This is a genomic window from Thauera mechernichensis (assembly GCF_029588855.1).
GTDB lineage: Bacteria > Pseudomonadota > Gammaproteobacteria > Burkholderiales > Rhodocyclaceae > Thauera > Thauera mechernichensis.
In genome coordinates this window covers 274715-292767 of record NZ_JARQZE010000004.1, presented here as the reverse complement: position 1 = coordinate 292767, position 18053 = coordinate 274715, and the positions used below count along the sequence as shown (strand labels likewise).

13 protein-coding genes are annotated in these 18053 nt (G+C 65.9%); 5 read left to right on the top strand and 8 right to left on the bottom strand.

Annotation, left to right across the window (positions count from 1 at the left end; genetic code table 11):
- Nucleotides 1-4 precede the first annotated feature (4 nt).
- Genes P7F68_RS08125 through P7F68_RS08115 form a run of 3 tightly spaced genes read left to right on the top strand, consistent with a single transcriptional unit; the run spans nt 5 to nt 6584 of the window.
- The gene (locus P7F68_RS08125; protein WP_277832393.1) at nt 5-3361 is read left to right on the top strand and encodes an EAL domain-containing protein; all 3357 of its coding nucleotides are present in this window, start codon (nt 5-7) and stop codon (nt 3359-3361) included.
- On the top strand, nt 3358-4290 hold the full coding sequence (locus tag P7F68_RS08120; protein WP_277832170.1) for an ABC transporter substrate-binding protein: 933 nt from the start codon (nt 3358-3360) through the stop codon (nt 4288-4290). The genes P7F68_RS08125 and P7F68_RS08120 overlap by 4 nt, the downstream gene beginning before the upstream one ends.
- A complete protein-coding gene (locus P7F68_RS08115; RefSeq protein WP_277832168.1) occupies nt 4287-6584 on the top strand; it encodes a PAS domain-containing protein in 2298 nt (765 codons plus the stop codon). The genes P7F68_RS08120 and P7F68_RS08115 overlap by 4 nt, the downstream gene beginning before the upstream one ends.
- 22 nt (nt 6585-6606) lie before the next feature.
- Here the strand turns inward: P7F68_RS08115 and guaA are convergent, their stop codons facing one another.
- Nucleotides 6607-8172, bottom strand: coding sequence for a glutamine-hydrolyzing GMP synthase (gene guaA, locus P7F68_RS08110; protein WP_002927237.1), 1566 nt, complete (start codon nt 8170-8172; stop codon nt 6607-6609).
- A gap of 75 nt (nt 8173-8247) precedes the next feature.
- Nucleotides 8248-9711, bottom strand: a complete 1464-nt coding sequence (gene guaB / locus P7F68_RS08105) for an IMP dehydrogenase (protein ID WP_002927238.1) — start codon at nt 9709-9711, stop codon at nt 8248-8250.
- 79 nt (nt 9712-9790) lie between these two features.
- Here guaB and P7F68_RS08100 point away from each other — a divergent pair, with 79 nt between their 5' ends.
- Complete coding sequence (locus P7F68_RS08100; protein WP_277832164.1) at nt 9791-10291, top strand: DUF4124 domain-containing protein; 501 nt, start codon at nt 9791-9793, stop codon at nt 10289-10291.
- Nucleotides 10292-10296: 5 nt separating this feature from the next.
- On the opposite strand, the gene P7F68_RS08095 is transcribed toward P7F68_RS08100, so the two are convergent.
- Nucleotides 10297-10623, bottom strand: a complete 327-nt coding sequence (locus P7F68_RS08095; protein ID WP_270068034.1) for an RnfH family protein — start codon at nt 10621-10623, stop codon at nt 10297-10299.
- On the bottom strand, nt 10623-11063 hold the full coding sequence (locus P7F68_RS08090) for a type II toxin-antitoxin system RatA family toxin (protein WP_002927243.1): 441 nt from the start codon (nt 11061-11063) through the stop codon (nt 10623-10625). The genes P7F68_RS08095 and P7F68_RS08090 overlap by 1 nt, the downstream gene beginning before the upstream one ends.
- Nucleotides 11064-11195: 132 nt before the next feature.
- Between P7F68_RS08090 and smpB the strand changes: the two genes are divergently transcribed.
- Nucleotides 11196-11642 carry an SsrA-binding protein SmpB gene (gene smpB, locus P7F68_RS08085; RefSeq protein ID WP_270068035.1) on the top strand — a complete coding sequence of 149 codons (447 nt, stop codon included), beginning with the start codon at nt 11196-11198 and terminating at the stop codon, nt 11640-11642.
- Between the two features lie 13 nt (nt 11643-11655).
- Here the strand turns inward: smpB and P7F68_RS08080 are convergent, their stop codons facing one another.
- The 4 genes from P7F68_RS08080 to P7F68_RS08065 are packed head-to-tail and all read right to left on the bottom strand — an operon-like array spanning nt 11656 to nt 17992.
- Entirely contained in the window at nt 11656-13260 is a 1605-nt protein-coding gene (locus P7F68_RS08080; RefSeq protein WP_277832160.1) for a protein adenylyltransferase SelO, read from the bottom strand.
- 15 nt (nt 13261-13275) lie between these two features.
- Complete coding sequence (locus tag P7F68_RS08075) at nt 13276-14778, bottom strand: ABC transporter permease (RefSeq protein ID WP_277832391.1); 1503 nt, start codon at nt 14776-14778, stop codon at nt 13276-13278.
- 20 nt (nt 14779-14798) lie between these two features.
- Nucleotides 14799-15776 carry an ABC transporter permease gene (locus tag P7F68_RS08070; RefSeq protein ID WP_277832159.1) on the bottom strand — a complete coding sequence of 326 codons (978 nt, stop codon included), beginning with the start codon at nt 15774-15776 and terminating at the stop codon, nt 14799-14801.
- On the bottom strand, nt 15776-17992 hold the full coding sequence (locus tag P7F68_RS08065; protein ID WP_277832388.1) for an ABC transporter substrate-binding protein: 2217 nt from the start codon (nt 17990-17992) through the stop codon (nt 15776-15778). Before P7F68_RS08065 ends, P7F68_RS08070 begins: the two co-directional genes overlap by 1 nt.
- Nucleotides 17993-18053 lie beyond the last annotated feature (61 nt).

Here is an 18053-nt window from a genome sequence, read left to right as displayed (position 1 = left end):
CGACATGCGGGTGCTCTACATCGAGGACTCCAGCGCGGATGCCGACCTGGCCCGCCGCGTGCTCGCACGCTCGGCGCCCCAGGTCGACCTGACCCACGCCGACACATTGGCACGCGGGTTCGAATACCTGGCCGAATCGGAGCCGTTCGACCTCGTCCTCTGCGACCTCGCCCTCCCCGACGGCTCCGGCCTGGAAGTGCTTTCACACGTGCGCGAGAACGGCTTGCCGATCGCGGTCGTCATGCTAACCGGCTCGGGTGATCAGGATTCGGCGGTTGCCGCCCTCAAGGCGGGTGCCGACGACTACCTCGTCAAACGCAACGACTATCTCGACCACCTTGCTGACAGCATCGATGCAGCCCTCGCCCGTCGCCGCGGCGCGGCGGACTGGCAAGGGCGCGGGCTGCGCGTGCTCTATGTCGAACACAACGGCTTCGATGCCGACCTGCTCGCCCGCCATCTTGCCGAGCACGCACCCCACATCCGGCTGACGGTATCGAGCACGGCGGACGAAGCCCTCGATCTGCTGCCGGCGGGGCCGGACGAATCCACGGCGTTCGACGTCATCCTTACCGACTACCGGCTACCGGGCATGGACGGGCTCGAGCTCGTACGCACCCTGCGCAGAGTCCGGCGGCTCGACCTACCGATCGTGCTCATAACAGGCCAGGGCAGTGAAGACCTCGCTGCCAAAGCCCTCGGCATGGGCATAGACGACTACCTCGCCAAGCATGAAGGCTACCTGTTCGAGGTGGCGGCCATCCTGGAGAAGGTGCAGCGCCAGGCCGAACTCAAGCGCGAGCGCGAAACCCTGCGCGCAACCAGCGACCGCCTCAGCCGGTTGATCGATGCCAGCCCGACGATCCTCTACAGTCTGTCGCTTGACGCGGGTGTTCCGCGTGCGACCTGGGTCAGCGAGAACATCACCCGCCACTTGGGTTATACCGTCAGCGAGGCACTGCAGCCCGGATGGTGGGCGAGCAAGCTGCATGCAGACGACCGCGCTGCCGCAATTGCCCGCTCGGCCTCACTGTCCGCCATCGAGAGCCTGGTGCACGAGTACCGGTTCGCCGACGCCCACGGCCAGACACGCTGGATCCGCGACCAGTTGCGGCTCGTACGTGCGGCCGACGGTCAGCCGCAGGAGGCTGTCGGCGTCTGGCTGGACGTAACCACGGAAAAACGCGACGAGGTCCTGCAGCGCGCACGCGTCGCCGTGCTCGACGAGGTCCTCTCCGGGCGGGCACTCGCGGACATCCTCGCCGACCTGGCTCGCCGCCTCGAAGAGCTCGACCAGGACATGCTGGTGTCGATCCTGCTGATCGACACCGACGGCAAGCTCCATACCGCGGCCGCTCCCTCGCTGCCGGCAGACTACAACGCAGCGGTCGATGGCCTGACGCCTGGCGAAGGCCACGGTTCCTGCGGTACCGCGGCCTGGCTGGGCAAGCCGGTGATCGTCAGCGAGATAGAGCACCACCCTTACTGGCAGCCCTATCTCGCAATTGCACGCAAGGCGGGCCTGGCCGCCTGCTGGTCGATACCGCTCAAGGACGACACCGGCAGGGTGATCGGCACCTTCGGCATCTACCACCGCAGGCCGCGCGCGCCGGGGGCCGCCGAACTCGCGCTGATGGAGGAGTTCGGCCGTCTGACGTCGCTGGCGATCATCAAGGTCAGGGACCGCGAGGCGCTCAAGCAGGCTGCTGCGGTTTTTTCTGCCACCCGCGACGGCGTTTTCATCACCGACCTGCAACCCCGCATCGTCGCAGTCAACCGCGCATTCTCGGAGATCACCGGTTATGCAGAGGCAGAGGCCCTGGGCAGCAACCCATCAATGCTGCAGTCCGGGCGCCACGAGCGCAGCTTTTTCCAGTCCTTGTGGAAGACGCTCGGCGAAACCGGCCACTGGCACGGCGAGGTCTGGAACCGGCGCAAGAGTGGCGAAATCTACCCGCAGTGGCTGTCGATCAGCACCGTCAAGGACGACAAGGGCGAGCCGCATCGTTACGTGGGCGTGTTCACCGACATCGGCGAGCTGAAATCCTTCGAAGCGCGGCTCGAGCATCTCGCACACCATGACCCCCTTACCGACCTGCCCAACCGACTGCTGATGCAGTCACGGCTGCAGAACGCCATCGATCGTGCCGAACGACACGGCAACAAGGTCGCCGTGCTCTACCTCGACCTTGACCGTTTCAAGACCGTCAATGACAGCCTCGGCCACCCGGTCGGTGACGAACTGCTGGTGCAGTTGACCCAACGCCTGTCGAGCCGGCTGCGCGACGAAGACACCCTTGCACGCCTCGGTGGCGACGAATTCCTGCTCCTGGTCGAATCCGTGACCCAGCCCGGCCACGCAGTCGCCGTTGCGCAATCGCTCATCGAACTGCTCCACACCCCCTTCGCACTGCCATCGGGCCATGAGGTGTTCATCGGCCTTAGCATCGGCATCAGCCTTTACCCGGACGACGCCCTGACCGCAACCGAGCTCGTCCAGCATGCGGATGCGGCGATGTATCTGGCCAAGCAGCAGGGGCGCAACACCTACCGCTTCCACACCCACGCACTGACCCGCGCTGCGGCCGAACGCCTGTCGCTCGAAACACGGCTGCGCCATGGGCTGGACCGCGGCGAGTTCCTGCTCCACTACCAGCCGCTCGTCGACGCGACGACAGGCAAGGCGCTGGGCGTCGAGGCACTGGTACGCTGGCAGCCCCCGGGGGAGGATCTGGTGCCCCCCGGGCGCTTCATCCCGCTTACCGAAGAGACCGGCCTCATCGTTCGACTCGGCGCCTTCGTGTTGCGGGCGGCCTGCATGCAGGCCCAGGCGTGGCGTGAGCAGGGCCTGGCGCTCGGCACGGTGGCGGTGAACCTATCCGCTCGCCAGTTCATGGACGACGGCCTGGTGGAGGAAGTGAAGACCGCACTGGCGATCTCCGGCCTGCCCCCGCACTGCCTCGAACTCGAACTCACCGAGAGCCTGCTCATGGAGCAAGCCCCGCGCACGATTGCAACGCTCAGCGCACTGAAACAGTTGGGCTTGCGCCTGGCGATCGATGACTTCGGCACCGGCTATTCATCGCTCGCCTATATCAAGCGCTTTTCCATCGACAAACTGAAGATCGATCAGAGCTTCGTCCGCAGCCTCGAGCGCTCGGCCGACGACAAGGCCATCGTCGCCACCATCGTCGCCATGGCACGTACGCTACGCCTGGAGGTACTGGCCGAGGGCGTGGAAACGGACGCTCAAGCGAGCATCCTCGCCTCGCTCGGCTGCGTCGAACATCAAGGCTACCTCTACGCACGCCCGCTACCGCCAGCCGAACTCGAGACATGGCTGCGGAGCCATGGCCGATGACCACACGCCTGCTGCTTGCCCTGCTCGTCTCCGTGCTCGCCCTGGCGTGCGCGAAAGTACCCGAGCCGCCCCTGCGCGTGGCCGTCAACCCCTGGGTCGGCTACGACCCGCTGGTGCTCGCCCGCGAGCGCGGGCTGATCGACCCGGCCACGCTTCAGGTCATCGAACTGCCATCGGCAACCGAATGCAAGCGCGCCCTGCGCAACGGGCTCGCCGACGCCGCCGCACTGACCCTGGACGAAGCACTGCGCCTGGCCGACGAAGGCACGGAACTTCGTATCGTCACCCTGCTGAGCGACTCCAGGGGCGCCGACGCCGTGCTCGCACGCCCCGGCATCTCGAGCCTGGCGGAACTCCGCGGCAAACGTATCGCCCTCGAAGAAAGCGCGCTTGGCAGCCTGATGCTGGCACGCTTGCTGACCGCTGCGGGCCTCACGCGAGATGACGTTCACACCGTGCATGGCGAAGTCTCGCAACACGCCGCCATGGTGCAGGACGGCGGGGCAGACGTGGTCATCACCTTCGAACCCATCAGGAGCCAATTGCTTGCTGCAGGCTTGCGCGTGATCTTCGACAGCGCCGAGCTGCCGGGAGAAATCGTGGACGTGCTCGTCGTCCGCGCAGACCTCGTCGAACATCGCGTTCAGCAGCTACGGGCCGCCTGGCGGACCGGGCTGGCCGCTCTCGAGGCCGACCTGCCCGCAGCGGCCGCCCTACTCTCTCCCGCCGCGGACCTGACGGTCGCACAATACCTCGCCACCTTGGACGGGCTCCGCTTCATTCCTGCCGCCGAGAGCGCTCAGCGACTCGACGCCGAAGCGCTTGCACTGTCTGCAGGCCCGCTTGCAGGCCATCTGCAAGGGCTTGGCCTGCTCCAGCGCCCGCCCGACTGGGTGGCCCTGACCACTGACAGCGGAGCCGCACGGTGAGGATCGGCAACCCCCTGCTCGCATTCCCCGCCCGACTGGTTCTGCCTATCGTGCTGTCCCTGCTTGCCGTCATCGCGCTGGGCATACTCTATTGGGTGCAGATGGGCGTCCTGGAAAGAGAGGTCGAGCACGCCGAGCGCCTGCGCCTTGCCGAACGCCTGACCCTGGAACAGACCAGGCTGGAGAGCCAGTCCGAACATGGAACGCCGCTGCAGATCCGCCGACTCGTGAGCAGCCTTGCACTGCACCGTGGCCTGAGCCACGCCTGGCTGGTCGACGCCAACGGACAGATTCGCGCCAGCCTGAGCAGATCGGAGCTCGGGCAGCCGATGCTCGCGCATCTGCCTCTGCTGGCACCTGAAACGCGTCTTGCCGTCGCCAAGGCGCTTGCACGACGTACCCCCCAGGCCAGCATCCAGCGCCTGGAAGCCGAACAAGCCTTGCTGGGCGTGGTCGCCGTCGGCCCGAGCGACACCCTCATCGTGCGCGTGGACCTTGCCCAGCCACTGGCAAGCCGTCTGGAAGCGAGCCGCCTCGATTTCATCGCCGGTGCGGCGGCATGGCTCGCCTTCGCCCTGCTCGCCGGCCTGATCACCCATCTGCTCTGGTTCCGTCGTGCCGCCCTCCTCACCCGCACCGCAGCCACGCTTGCCACCGGCGACCTCTCAGCGCGCACCCGCCTGCAGGGCGCAGACGAACTCGCGAACGTCGGTGCTGCGCTCGACGCCATGGCCGAACGGCTCGAGGCTCAGCACCTCCAGTTGCACCGCCTCGGCACGATCATCGACCACTCCCCGGTCATTGCCATCTCATGGGCAAATGCGCCTGGCTGGCCCGCCACCTTCGTGAGCAGCAACATTCGGCGCTGGGGCTACAAGCCTGAAGACTTCACCGCCGGCACGCTGCACTACAGCACACTGATTCACGCCGACGATCTACCCAGGATCACTGACGACGTCGCCAGCCACTTCGCACACGGCCCGGACGCCTATACCCAGAATTACCGGCTGCGCATGGCCAACGGCCAGTGGATACACATCGAGGACCACACCTGGCTTACCCGCGACGCCAACGGCGAAGTCGTCCGCATCCAGGGCATGTTGCTCGACGTCAGCGCACGCGCAGCGCTTGCCGAGGCCCTGCATGACAACGAACAGCGCCTGCGCCTGGCCCTCGCGGCCGCCAACCAGGGGCTGTACGACCTCGATCTGCGTACGGGCCACGCCCAGGTAAGCCCGGAGTACGCCACGATGATGGGCTACGATCCGGCTACCTTCGTCGAGACCAACGCCGCCTGGCGGGCGCGGCTCCACCCGGACGATGCGGAAAGGGTGTTCAGGACTTTCGAGGACTACGTCGCCGGTCGCCTGCCCGAGTACCGCGTCGAGTTCCGCCAGCGCACCCGTGACGGACGCTGGAAGTGGATCCTCTCGCTGGGCCGTATCGAGCAATGGTCGGCCGACGGCACGCCGCTGCGCCTGCTGGGCACCCATACCGACATCGATGCAATCAAGGCGGCGGAGGCTGCACTGCGCGAAGCCAATGCCTCGCTCGAAGCCCGTGTCGCCGAACGTACGGCCGAACTGCAGGCACTCAACCAGTCGCTCGAGAGCTTCGTCTATTCGGTTTCGCACGACCTGAAGGCGCCCCTTCGCGGCGTGGAGGGCTACAGCAGGCTGCTCGAAGAAGACTACGCCGCGCGCCTCGATGACGAGGGGCGACTCTTCATCACCAACATCCGCAGCGGTGTGACCCGCATGGGCGAGCTCATCGACGACCTGCTCGAGTATTCGCGCATGGAGCGCCGCAGCTTGAACCTCGGTACGCTCGACCCAGCGGAGCTCGTGCGCCAACTGCTCGCGGCACGCCGGGACGAACTCGACACGAAGGGCATCCATGTGCACACCGCAATGCCCGCGCTCGAGGTCATCGCAGACCCCAACGGTCTGGGCATGGCGCTGCGCAACCTGCTGGAGAACGCCGTCAAGTTCAGCCGCAACGCGCCCGAACCGCGCATCGACATCGGTGCCCGGAGCGAAGACGGCATGGCCGTCATCTGGGTGCGCGACAACGGTATCGGCTTCGACATGAAGTACCACGACCGCATCTTCGAAATCTTCCAGCGCCTGCACCGCGTCGAAGACTATCCCGGCACCGGCATCGGCCTCGCCCTGGTACGCAAGGCCATGCAACGCATGAACGGCCGCGCCTGGGCCGACAGCAGCCCGGGCGCAGGCGCCACGTTCTACCTCGCGCTTCCTCTTGCCCCGACGCCGACAAGCGCCGAGGCCTGATCGGCTAGGGTAAGGGCCAGGATCACTCCCACTCGATCGTCGCCGGCGGCTTGCCGGAAATGTCGTACACCACCCGGTTGATGCCACGCACTTCATTGATGATGCGGTTGCTGACCTTGCCGAGCAGGCTGTGCGGCAGCTCCGCCCAGTGCGCGGTCATGAAGTCCTGGGTCTGCACCGCACGCAGCGCCACCACGTACTCGTAGGTACGGCCGTCGCCCATCACGCCCACGCTCTTGACCGGCAGGAACACCGCGAAGGCCTGGCTGGTCTTGTCGTACCAGTCGGCGGCGCGCAGCTCGTCGATGAAGATCGCATCGGCGCGGCGCAGCAGGTCGGCATACTCCTGCTTCACCTCGCCGAGGATGCGCACACCCAGGCCCGGCCCCGGGAAGGGGTGGCGATAGACCATGTCGTGCGGCAGGCCGAGCGCCACGCCGAGCTCGCGCACCTCGTCCTTGAACAGGTCGCGCAGCGGCTCGAGCAGCTTCAGGCCGAGGGTTTCGGGCAGGCCGCCGACGTTGTGGTGGCTCTTGATCGTGTGCGCCTTCTTGCTCTTGGCACCACCCGACTCGATCACGTCGGGGTAGATCGTGCCTTGCGCAAGCCACTTGGCGTTGGGGAGCTTCCCGGCTTCGACCTGGAAGACTTCGACGAACTCGCGTCCGATGATCTTGCGCTTCTGCTCAGGGTCGGTGACGCCCTTCAGGTGGCCCATGAACTGCTCGGTGGCATCGACATGCACGACCTTGGCGTGCAGGCGGCCGGCGAACATCTCCATGACCAGCTTGCCTTCGTTCAGGCGCAGCAGGCCGTGGTCGACGAACACGCAAGTGAGCTGGTCGCCGATTGCGCGATGAATCAGCGCCGCCGCCACGGACGAATCAACGCCACCCGACAGGCCAAGGATGACCTCCTCGTCGCCGACCTGATCGCGGATCTTCTGCACCGCCTCGGCGATGTAGTCGGGCATGTTCCAGTCGTGACCGCACCCGCAGATGTCGTGCACGAAGCGCGCGATCATCTCCTTGCCCTTGATCGTGTGCGTGACCTCGGGGTGGAACTGCACGCCGTAGAAGCCGCGCGCTTCGTCCGCCATTGCCGCGATCGGGGTCGATTCGTTGCTGCCGATGACCTTGAACCCGGGCGGAAGCTCGGTGACCTTGTCGCCGTGGCTCATCCACACGTCGAGCAGGCCATGACCCTCGGCATTGGTCCGGTCCTCGATGCCCTCGAACAGCTTCGAGTGACCACGCGCGCGCATTTCGGCATAGCCGAACTCGCGCTTGCTCGAGCTCTCGACCTTGCCACCGAGCTGGCTGGCCATGGTCTGCATGCCGTAGCAGATGCCGAGCACCGGGACGCCGAGCTCGAACACGGCCTGCGGCGCCCGCCAGTCCTCGGCTTCGTACACCGAGTTCGGGCCGCCGGACAGGATCACGCCCTGGGCGCCGAAGTTGCGCACGAATTCGTCCGATACATCGAAGGGGTGGAGTTCGCAGTACACCTGCTGCTCGCGCACACGGCGGGCGATGAGCTGGGAAACCTGGGAACCGAAGTCGAGGATGAGGATTTTCTGGTGAGCCATGGGCGCGAGCGTCTCTAGCGTCGTGAAAAAAGTAAAGGCGGCCTTGCAGCCGCCCGGGGTTTCGCAACCGCCAGATCAGCTGATCTGGTAGTTGGGCGCTTCCTTGGTGATCTGAACATCATGGACATGCGATTCGCGCATACCCGCCGAGCTGATCTGCACGAACTGCGCGCGCTCATGCATGCTGGCAATGTCGGCGCAACCCAGATAACCCATGGACGCACGCAGGCCACCGATGAGCTGGTGGATCACCGCGCCGACGGCACCCTTGTAGGGCACGCGACCCTCGATGCCCTCAGGCACGAGCTTGTCGATGTTGCCCGAGTTCTCATCCTGGAAATAGCGATCCGCCGCCCCCTTCTCCATCGCCCCGAGCGAACCCATGCCGCGATAGGATTTGTAGGAACGCCCCTGGAACAGCACCGTCTCACCCGGCGCCTCCTCGGTACCTGCGAACAGCCCCCCCAGCATGACGACATTGGCGCCGGCAGCGATGGCCTTGGCGATGTCGCCCGAAAAGCGGATGCCGCCATCTGCGATCATCGGTACGCCAGTGCCGGCAAGCGCATTGGCGACATTGTCGACCGCCGTGATCTGCGGCACGCCGACCCCTGCGACGATACGCGTGGTGCAGATGGAGCCGGGGCCGATGCCCACCTTGACGCCGTCGGCGCCGGCATCGACGAGCGCACGCGCGGCATCGGCCGTGGCGATGTTGCCACCAACGACTTCGATCTGCGGGAAGTGCTTCTTGACCCAATTCACGCGATCGAGCACGCCTTGGGAATGGCCATGGGCAGTATCGACCACGATCATGTCCACACCGGCCTCGGCCAGGCGCTCGGCGCGTTCCTCGGTGCCTGCCCCCACACCGATGGCGGCAGCGACGCGCAGGCGCCCCTGCTCGTCCTTGGCTGCGAACGGGTGCTCGGTGGACTTCATCATGTCCTTGACCGTGATGAGGCCGCTGAGCTCGCCGGCATCGTTGAGCACCAGCACGCGCTCGAGCCGATGCACGCGCAGCAGTTCGCGCGCCTCTTCGAGGCTGGCCCCCTCGCGGACGGTGACAAGCCTGTCCTGCGGGGTCATGATCTCGGAGACAAGCGCATCGAGCTTGGTTTCGAAGCGGGTATCGCGGTTGGTGACGATACCGACCACCTTACCGGCCTGGACGACGGGCACACCCGAAAAACGGTGCTGGCGTTGCAGCGCGATGACCTCGCCGACGGTCATGGTCGGCCCAATGGTGATCGGATCCTTGAGGATGCCGGACTCGTGGCGCTTGACCTTGTGCACCTCGGCTGCCTGCTCGGCAGGGGTGAGGTTCTTGTGCACCACGCCGATGCCGCCTTCCTGCGCCAGCGCGATCGCCAGGCGACTCTCGGTGACGGTGTCCATGGCTGCGGACACGAGCGGAATGTTGAGGCGGATACGGCGCGTGACCTGGCTCTGCAGGCTCACGTCGCGCGGGAGGACCGTGGAGTGGGCGGGAACGAGAAGGACGTCATCGAAGGTCAGCGCCTTCTGAATCACTCGCATGGCTTTTTTCCTTTCGACCAAATCCGTATTATACAGAGCGCCCAAGCGCCATGTAAGCCGCGCCTTCCGGAGATTTTCCATGTCGCGCCCCGCGGTCGTCCTCCTCGCACTGTTCATTGCCCTTCCCGCCTCGGCGCAGATCTACCGCTGGACGGACAGCGCCGGCCAGGTGCATTTCACCGACACCCCACCGCCCAGTGAAGACTACGCGGTGATTCAGCGCCCGCGCACGACCGCAGCGCCGGCACCTGCCGCGGTGGCACCAGAGCCCGCCCCGGAAAGCGAGGACGAGACACCCGAAGCACAAGCGGGCCCGCAGACCACGGCCGAACGCGAGCAGGCGCTGCGCAAGCGCCGCCTGGAAAAGGAAGAGGCCGAGGCCAAACAACAGGATGAGGCGGCGCGGGAGGCGGAACGCAAGCGCTTCTGCGAGGACACCGCAAACCAGATCACTGCCCTCAGGTCAGGGCAACGCGTGTCACGCTTCAATGCGCGCGGCGAACGCGAATTCCTCGACGATTCAGCCCGCGCCGCCGAGACCGAGCGCCTCGAGCGCCAGATCGCCGAACACTGCCGCTGAGCGCCTCAGGCCTGCTCTTCGGCCGGCCCGCCGCCTTTCTTCATCACCTTGCCCTCGTCGGCGCGCTTCTTGCGCACGGCCTTCGGGTCGGCGATGAGCGGACGGTAGATCTCCACCCGGTCACGGTCGCGCAGTTCGGTATCCGCCTTCACCAGCTTGGCAAACACGCCGAGCTTGTTCTTCTTGTCGAGCTCGATGTCAGGGTACTTGGCGAGCAGTCCCGAGGCCTCGATGGCCTCGCGTACGGTCGCCCCCTCGGGCAAGCTCAGTTCGACGAGTTCCTGGCGCTGCGGCAGTGCGTACACCACCTCGACATTGATCATCGCGGTCATCACGAAACCCTGGGGTAGACCTGCCCGGCACGCTTCACGAACGAATCGACGAAGGTGTTGGCAATGTGGTTGAACACCGGCCCCAGCACCTTCTCCAGCAGCTTGCTGGAAAACGCGTAGTGCAGGCTGAACTCGACCTTGCACGCGGTATCCCCGAGCGCAGTGAACAGCCAATGGCCATCGAGGTGGGTGAAGGGCCCGTCGGTCAAGCGCAGGCGCATCTCGGCAGGATAGCGCTTGGCGTTCTCGGTGCTGAAATGCGCCTTGATGCCGTGGTAATTGATGTGGAGGGTGGCCGAGGTGACGGTGTCGGTGCGCTGATGCACATCGGCGCCGCCGCACCAGGGCAGGAACTGGGGGTAGTCCTCGCAGCGATCGACCAGGTCGAACATCTGCGCCGGAGTGAATTCGATGAGTACGAGCTTCTTGACGTCGGCCATGAAGGAGGAGCGGTTGCGTTGCCGGCACGGCGTCGGAAACGCGGCGCGGCCAAACTGTTAAGATGCGCGATTCTACCGCATGCGGACACCCGGTTTCGCAGCCGCGCGCGGTATCCGGGGAATCACCACACCATGAGCATCATCGAAAACCGCAAGGCCACTCACGACTACTTCATCGAGGAACGGCACGAAGCCGGCATGGTCCTCGAGGGCTGGGAAGTGAAGGCCATCCGCGCTGGACGCGCCAACATCAAGGAGTCCTACGTCGTCATTCGCGGCGAGGAGATCTTCCTGTTCGGCATGCACATCACGCCGCTCACCACGGCCTCGAGCCACGTCCACCACGACCCCACGCGTACGCGCAAGCTCCTGCTGCACAAGAAGGAGATCGCCCGCCTGATCGGCAAGGTCGAGCGCGCCGGCTATACACTGGTGCCACTCGACATGCACTTCAAGCAGGGCCGCATCAAGCTCGAGATCGGGCTTGCCAAGGGCAAGAAGCTGCACGACAAGCGCGAGGACGAGAAGAAGAAGGACTGGGAGCGCGAAAAGCAGCGCCTGATGCGGGTGAAGGTCTGAAGCACGCGGCGCGTCACGAACTGCACGACAGCATCGAACACCCGGCCTTGTCGCGCGCCCAGTCCGGGCGCTTGGCGGCAAAGCGCTCCCGCCCCGGCTGCGCCTCGTAGGGCTTGCGCAGCACGTCGAACAGGGTCTCGAGTTCGCCGAGGTCACCCTGCTCGGCGGCGTCGATGGCTTGCTGCGCCAGATAGTTGCGCGGCACGTAGAGCGGATTGACCGCGTTCATCCGAGCCCGCCGGGCCTCCACCGGCACGCCCTCCTCCGCCACCCGCACCGCGTAGCGCCGCAGCCAGGCGGCAAAGTCGCGCGCCACTGCGGCGCGGCGCGCCTCGGCGTAGAACACGCCTGCGTCGAGCCCGGTCTCGAACAAGACCGGGTCGGGTTCGGCCACGTCCAGGTCGGCGAGTCGGCGGAAAAACAGCGTCATATCCATCTCGCCCGCCTGCAGGATACGGTGCAGTTCATCGAGCAGGTAGCCGTCGCCGTGTGTGTCATCGTCCGTCGCTCCGGCACGCCACGATGCCAGGCCGAGCTTGGCGCCCATCATCCGCCGGTATTCGGCCTCGTGCAGCTCGGCATAGCCAACCAGCGCACGCTCGAGCGGCTCGACCTGCTGCAGCACCGGATACACCGCATTGGCCAGCTGCCACAGGTTCCACTGCGCGATGCGTGGCTGATGTCCGAAGCGATAGCGCCGGCCTGCGGCGTCGGTCGTGTTCGGCGTCCACTCGGGGTCGAAGTCATCGATCCAGCCATAGGGGCCATAGTCGATCGTCAGGCCCAGAATGGACATGTTGTCGGTGTTCATCACCCCATGCACAAAGCCGACCCTCATCCAGTGTGCGAGCAACACCGCCGTTCGCCGGCAAACCTCCTCGAACCACGCCACGCGGCGCGCAACCGGGTCGCGCTCGGCAGCAAGGGCGGGAAAGTCGCGGGCGATGGTGAAGTCGATCAGGCGCTCGAGCAGGGGCTCTTCGCCGCGCGAGGCAAAGATTTCGAAATTGCCGAAGCGGATGAAGGACGGCGCCACCCGGCACACCACCGCCCCCGGCTCTGGCCGCGGATGGCCGTCGTAGAACATGTCGCGCACCACCTGTTCGCCGGTGGCCACCAGGCTGAGCGCGCGCGTGGTCGGCACGCCAAGGTGGTGCATCGCTTCGCTGCACAGGAACTCGCGGATCGACGAGCGCAGCACCGCACGCCCATCGGCCCGGCGCGAATACGGCGTCGGCCCCGCACCCTTCAGCTGCAGTTCCCAGCGCTGGCCTTGCAGGTTGATCGCCTCGCCCAGGGTGATCGCCCGCCCGTCACCGAGCTGCCCCGCCCAGTTGCCGAACTGATGGCCACCATAGCAGGCGGCGTAGGGCTCCATGCCCGGCAGCAGCGCGTTGCCGCCGAACACCTCCGCAAACTGCTGGCTGCGGACATCCGCCTCATCAAGCCCCAGGAGCGCCGCCACCTCCGGCGACCACGCCAGCAGCGCCGGGGCACGGACCGGCGTCGGCTCGACGCGCGAATAGCAGGCACCATGCACCTGGCGAACATGACGCCCCAGCACCGGGTCGGCAGGCAGTTCACGCACGAAAAGGTTATCGAATCGAAGCTCTTTCATCTGAATCCGGCAAGCTCATCCACGGCGGGGATCGAAAGCGTCACGCACGACATCGGCGAACAGGTTGGCGGCAAGCACGAGCACGAACATGAACACAAAGGCGGCCGCCAGTGACCACCAGACCATCGGCTCGCGGGCAAGTTCGGCACGCGCCATGTTGATCATGGTGCCGAAGCTGATCGTGGTCGGATCGACGCCGATGCCGACATAGGACAGCACCGCCTCGGCCAGCACCAGCCCGGAGAAATCCATCACCAGCGCGATCATCACGATGTGCATCACGTTGGGCAGGATGTGACGGCGCAGAATGGCCGGCGTCCTCACCCCGAAGGCGCGCGCCGCCTGGACGTACTCCAGCTCGCGCAACTTGAGCGTCTCGCCGCGCAGCAAGCGGGCCAGCCCCGTCCAGCTGGTGATGCCGAGGATGAAGCACAGCGCCAGCAGGCGCGCGTCCGACCGCTCGGCGGCGGTATCGAACCACTGCGGGTTAGTGTCGATGACAACCTGCATCATCAGCACCGCAGCAGCGATCAGCAGCACGCCGGGAATGGCATTGAGCACCGTGTACAGGTACTGCACGACATCATCCACCCAACCGCCCAGGTATCCGGCTGCAATACCGAGGGCAACCGCAAAGGGCATCATCACCAGCGTGGTGATGGTACCGATCACCAGTGCCGTACGCACGCTCTTGAGCGCGAGATACAGCACGTCCTGGCCGACCTTGTCGGTACCGAGCACGTGATACAGCGGCGCAAGCTGCAGGCAGAGGGCGACGATCAGGAGCAGGACGGCAAGCGTGAGCAGCGCCGCGCGCCACGCCAGCACCGTGCGCCCGCCGAGCACCGCCGCTGCCACCGCAGCCCAGCCCAGGCCGCTTCCACGCCATACCATCGTTACCAGGAGCAGGAAGGCAAGGACCGACCACAGCACCGCCTGCCCCACTGCGCTCAGCACCCGCGCCGCCACGTCCGCGCTGCGCTCATGCTCGGGGACCTGCAGATGGGCAGCGCCATGGACGAGCCGCGGGTAGTCGCGCACTTGCCGGCCATCCTCGAGTTCCATCGTCTCGCGCTGGTACAGGCGCCAGGCAAAGGGCGCCGAATAGGTCTTCTCGGTCTGCAGGCGCAGCGGCATCAACAGCGCATCGAGCAAGGAAAGCACCTCGGTCGAGTACTGCGCGACCGGCGTGCCCTCACCCTTGTCCTGTCTCGCGCCCTCTCCCGACGCAGTCTGGTCGGTGCCGACCGGGGCCGGCGCGCCCTCAGGATCCGCCGCCGCAATCGTGGTCGCCAATGCCGGCAACAAAGGCCGGTAATGCAGGCTGTCGAGCAGGCCGACCGCAATGAAGGCGAGCAACACGGTCGCCGCCGCCATGCCGGCCGGTCGCTTCCCGACCCGGCGCCACGCGTCACGCAAGGGCGCTTGCCCGCGCACGTAGAGCGCGGCGAGCACGGCCACGCCAACGAGCAGGAAAAGCAGCGCATCGGTCCACAACAGCACCGGCTGGAAGCCCATCGGTGTTCCCCACGGCGCGCTCATTGCAGCCTTACCCTGGGATCGACCAGCGTGTAGGAGATGTCGGTCAGGATCAGACCGATGATGTAAAGCACCGACCCGATGAACACCATCGCCCTCACCACCGCGAAGTCCTGTGCGTTGATCGCGTCGATCGTGTAGCTGCCCAGGCCGGGAATGGCGAAGAAGGACTCCACGAGCAGGCTGCCCATGAACAGCAGCGGAATGACCACCACCACGCCGGTCAGGATCGGGATCAGGGCATTGCGCAGCACATGACGGAACAGCACCGCGAGCTCGGACAGCCCCTTGGCGCGCGCGGTGCGCACGTAGTCCTTCGAGACCTCCTCGAGGAAGATGGTGCGATACCAGCGCGCGCTCGAGCTAATGCCCGCGAGTACGCTGATAAGCACCGGCAGCACGAGGAAGCGCGCAGCATCGAGCCCGGGCGCGTAGCCGGAGATCGGCACCAGCGACCACATCTTGGACACCAGCCACTGGCCGCCGATGATGTAGAACAGGCTCGAGATCGACATCATCGCCACGCACAGCACCACACCCCAGAAATCCAGGTAGGTGGCGCGGAAGAACACCAGCAACAGAGCGAAGCTGATCGACACGACCAGGCTCAGTACGAAGGTCGGCAGCGCAATCGCCAGCGAAGGCCCCATGCGGTCGCGGATCTCCTGGCCGATATCACGCCCGTCATCGGCGCGGCCGAACTCGAGCGCGAACATGCGCAGCGACTTGTCGAAAAAGATGGTGTCGGTGAAGCGCGCACTGCCTGCGGCCTCGGCATTGACGAACAGCGGCTTGTCATAGCCGCGATCGACCTTCCAGCGCTCGATCGCCTCGGGTGTGGCGCGCTTGACGCCGATATGCATGCGCGCCATGTCGTCGGGCGAGTTGACGACGAAGAAGAGCAGGAAAGTGAGCAGGTTAACCCCGATCAGGATCGGGATCGCGTACAGCAACCGCCGGACGAGGTAGGCCAGCATCAGCGCTCGCCTCCTTCAACCGAGGACGATGAGGACGCCGCCGGCAAGGGCGACACCGGCGCTGCGGTCGCAGTCTCGCGCCGTCGCCAATGGATCAGCGCAGGGGCGATCGCCGCCGCGAGCAAGCATGCCACCAGCGCCAGCGGCCACAGCACCGGCCGGTTCCACTCGGCCCGCGCCGCCTCACGGCGTTCCACATCGAGGCGCTGGTACTGCATCGTGTTGCGCACCATCGCACCCGGCTTGCGGTTGAGCACCCAGCCATGCTGCAACGAATAGGCCTTGGGGTGGAAGGCGAAGATCCACGGCGCATCGTGCTGAAGCATCGCCACCATGCGGTCGATGATCTGCTGGCGCGCCGGGCCGTCGGGCATCGCCTTCATGCGCTCGAACAAGGCGTCGTACTCCGGGTTCTCGTAATTGGCGGCGTTCTGGCCGTTGAAGCGCACCTTGCCTTGCGCACCATGGAGCAGGAAGAGCAGGTTCTCGGGATCGGGGTAGTCGGCATTCCAGCCGAAGAAGAACAGCTGCGCATTGCCCTGACGGATCTTGTCCTGGAAGCGGTTGAAGTCGGTCGGGCGGACGACGAACTGCACGCCAAGCTCGCGGAACTGCTTGGCCAGCCAGTCCGAGCGCGCCTTGTCGCCCAACGCGCCCGGGGTGGTGTCGAGGTTGATGATGAGCGGCTCGCCGGTGCGCGCATTGCGCCCGTTTGGCCAGCCCGCCTCGGCCAGCAGCCGGCGCGCCTCGTCCACGCTGCGACGCACCGGACGCCCATCGACCTCGTCCCCGCGCCACTCGTACACCACCGGATTGATGCCCGCCCTGCCCTCGCGGGCGCCGAAGATACCCGGCGGAATCGGACTCATGCCCGGCACCCCCCGGCCATTGAGGAAAATCGATACGAACTCCTCCATGTCGAGCGCGATCGAGATCGCCTGGCGCAGTTTGCGCGCGCGCTCCTGCTCAGCCTTCGACGGCCCGCCGCCCAGCAAGGGATCGAGCATGTTGAAGCCCAGGTAGAAGATCGACGGCGATACCGCGGTCAGCAGGCGGATACCGCGCGCCTCCATTTCCTGAGACAAGGACACGTCGCCTTGGCTGGTCAGCGTCACCGCCTGGTCGAAATTGTCCGAAGACACACCCGAGGCGTCGTAATAGCCTTGCAGGAACTTGTTCCAGTAGGGGATGCCTTCGCGCTCGCGGGAAAACACCACCTTGTCGATGAAAGGCATGGTCTTGCCGCAATCGGCCAGGCGCCCTGCCGCCGCATCGCTATCCTCGCCCTCGCACGGATAGGGCGTCCCACGGTAGTTCGGGTTGCGTACCAGCACCATGCGTGCATTCGGGTTGTTCTCGACAAGCATGTAGGGGCCGGTTCCAACCGGCCACCAGTCCAGGGTCAGGTTGCGCTCGGCCATGCCGGACTGGGCGAAGAATCGGTCCACCTCGGGCGGAACCGGACTGAAAAAGGGCATCGCCAGCCAATACAGGAACTGCGGATAAGCGCCCTGCAGGGTGATGCGGTAGGTATGGCGATCGACCACCTCGACGCCGGGCAGCTCGAAGCGGGCAAGGTCCAGCCAGCCGTCATCGCTCGCGGCAGCGACGGCGAGCGCTTCCTGCAGCGTCTTGAGCCCAGGCAGGTACTCGGCCATCAGTTCGAAGATCGGCGAGTGCAGGCGCGGATTGGCGAGACGCTTGATCTGATGCACGTAGTCGCCTGCCTCGAGCTCGCGCGTACCGGTGTGCTCGAAGTCACCCAAGCCGCGCACCCCGCGCAGGTCCGCGGGCTGCAGGTTCATGTAGCGCGGCGCCCCCGCCTCATCGAGCGCAAACGCCGGGTGTGGCTGGTAGAGGATGCCGGGCTTGATGCGCACCTCGACCACCGTCCTGGCCACCTTGGAGGCGTCGGCCGACACTGCCAGCTCACGACCCGAGGCATCGTAGCGGCGCAGCGTCGGCATCGCCGCCGCGGTCGCCGGTTCGAGCACGTAGGGCCGCTTGAGGTAGTGATACTGCAGCGGCGGCTCGACGATCTGGTAAAGGAAGGTCGCCTCGTCCTCGCTGTAGGACTGCACCGGATCGAGATGCTTGGGGCGCTCGGTGAACGCGGTATAGAGCACGTTGGCGCCGCGCTCCTCACCCGGGTAGGGGTCGTTCCATGCCGAGCCGCAGGCGCTCGCCACAAGGCCTGCCAGCAGCGGCACACACATCACGCACAGGTTACGACGCAGGCCGGAAAAGCGGAACACGTGCAAGGATCTGGATCAAAAG

What these genes read in the sequence shown, in the direction of transcription:
- P7F68_RS08125 (WP_277832393.1), top strand. Translation starts at nt 5, where the DNA reads ATGCGGGTGCTCTACATCGAGGACTCCAGCGCGGATGCCGACCTGGCC.
- P7F68_RS08120 (WP_277832170.1), top strand. Translation starts at nt 3,358, where the DNA reads ATGACCACACGCCTGCTGCTTGCCCTGCTCGTCTCCGTGCTCGCCCTG.
- guaA (WP_002927237.1), bottom strand. Translation starts at nt 8,172, where the DNA reads ATGGCTCACCAGAAAATCCTCATCCTCGACTTCGGTTCCCAGGTTTCC.
- guaB (WP_002927238.1), bottom strand. Translation starts at nt 9,711, where the DNA reads ATGCGAGTGATTCAGAAGGCGCTGACCTTCGATGACGTCCTTCTCGTT.
- P7F68_RS08100 (WP_277832164.1), top strand. Translation starts at nt 9,791, where the DNA reads ATGTCGCGCCCCGCGGTCGTCCTCCTCGCACTGTTCATTGCCCTTCCC.
- P7F68_RS08095 (WP_270068034.1), bottom strand. Translation starts at nt 10,623, where the DNA reads ATGACCGCGATGATCAATGTCGAGGTGGTGTACGCACTGCCGCAGCGC.
- P7F68_RS08090 (WP_002927243.1), bottom strand. Translation starts at nt 11,063, where the DNA reads ATGGCCGACGTCAAGAAGCTCGTACTCATCGAATTCACTCCGGCGCAG.
- smpB (WP_270068035.1), top strand. Translation starts at nt 11,196, where the DNA reads ATGAGCATCATCGAAAACCGCAAGGCCACTCACGACTACTTCATCGAG.
- P7F68_RS08080 (WP_277832160.1), bottom strand. Translation starts at nt 13,260, where the DNA reads ATGAAAGAGCTTCGATTCGATAACCTTTTCGTGCGTGAACTGCCTGCC.
- P7F68_RS08075 (WP_277832391.1), bottom strand. Translation starts at nt 14,778, where the DNA reads ATGGGCTTCCAGCCGGTGCTGTTGTGGACCGATGCGCTGCTTTTCCTG.
- P7F68_RS08070 (WP_277832159.1), bottom strand. Translation starts at nt 15,776, where the DNA reads ATGCTGGCCTACCTCGTCCGGCGGTTGCTGTACGCGATCCCGATCCTG.
- P7F68_RS08065 (WP_277832388.1), bottom strand. Translation starts at nt 17,992, where the DNA reads ATGTGTGTGCCGCTGCTGGCAGGCCTTGTGGCGAGCGCCTGCGGCTCG.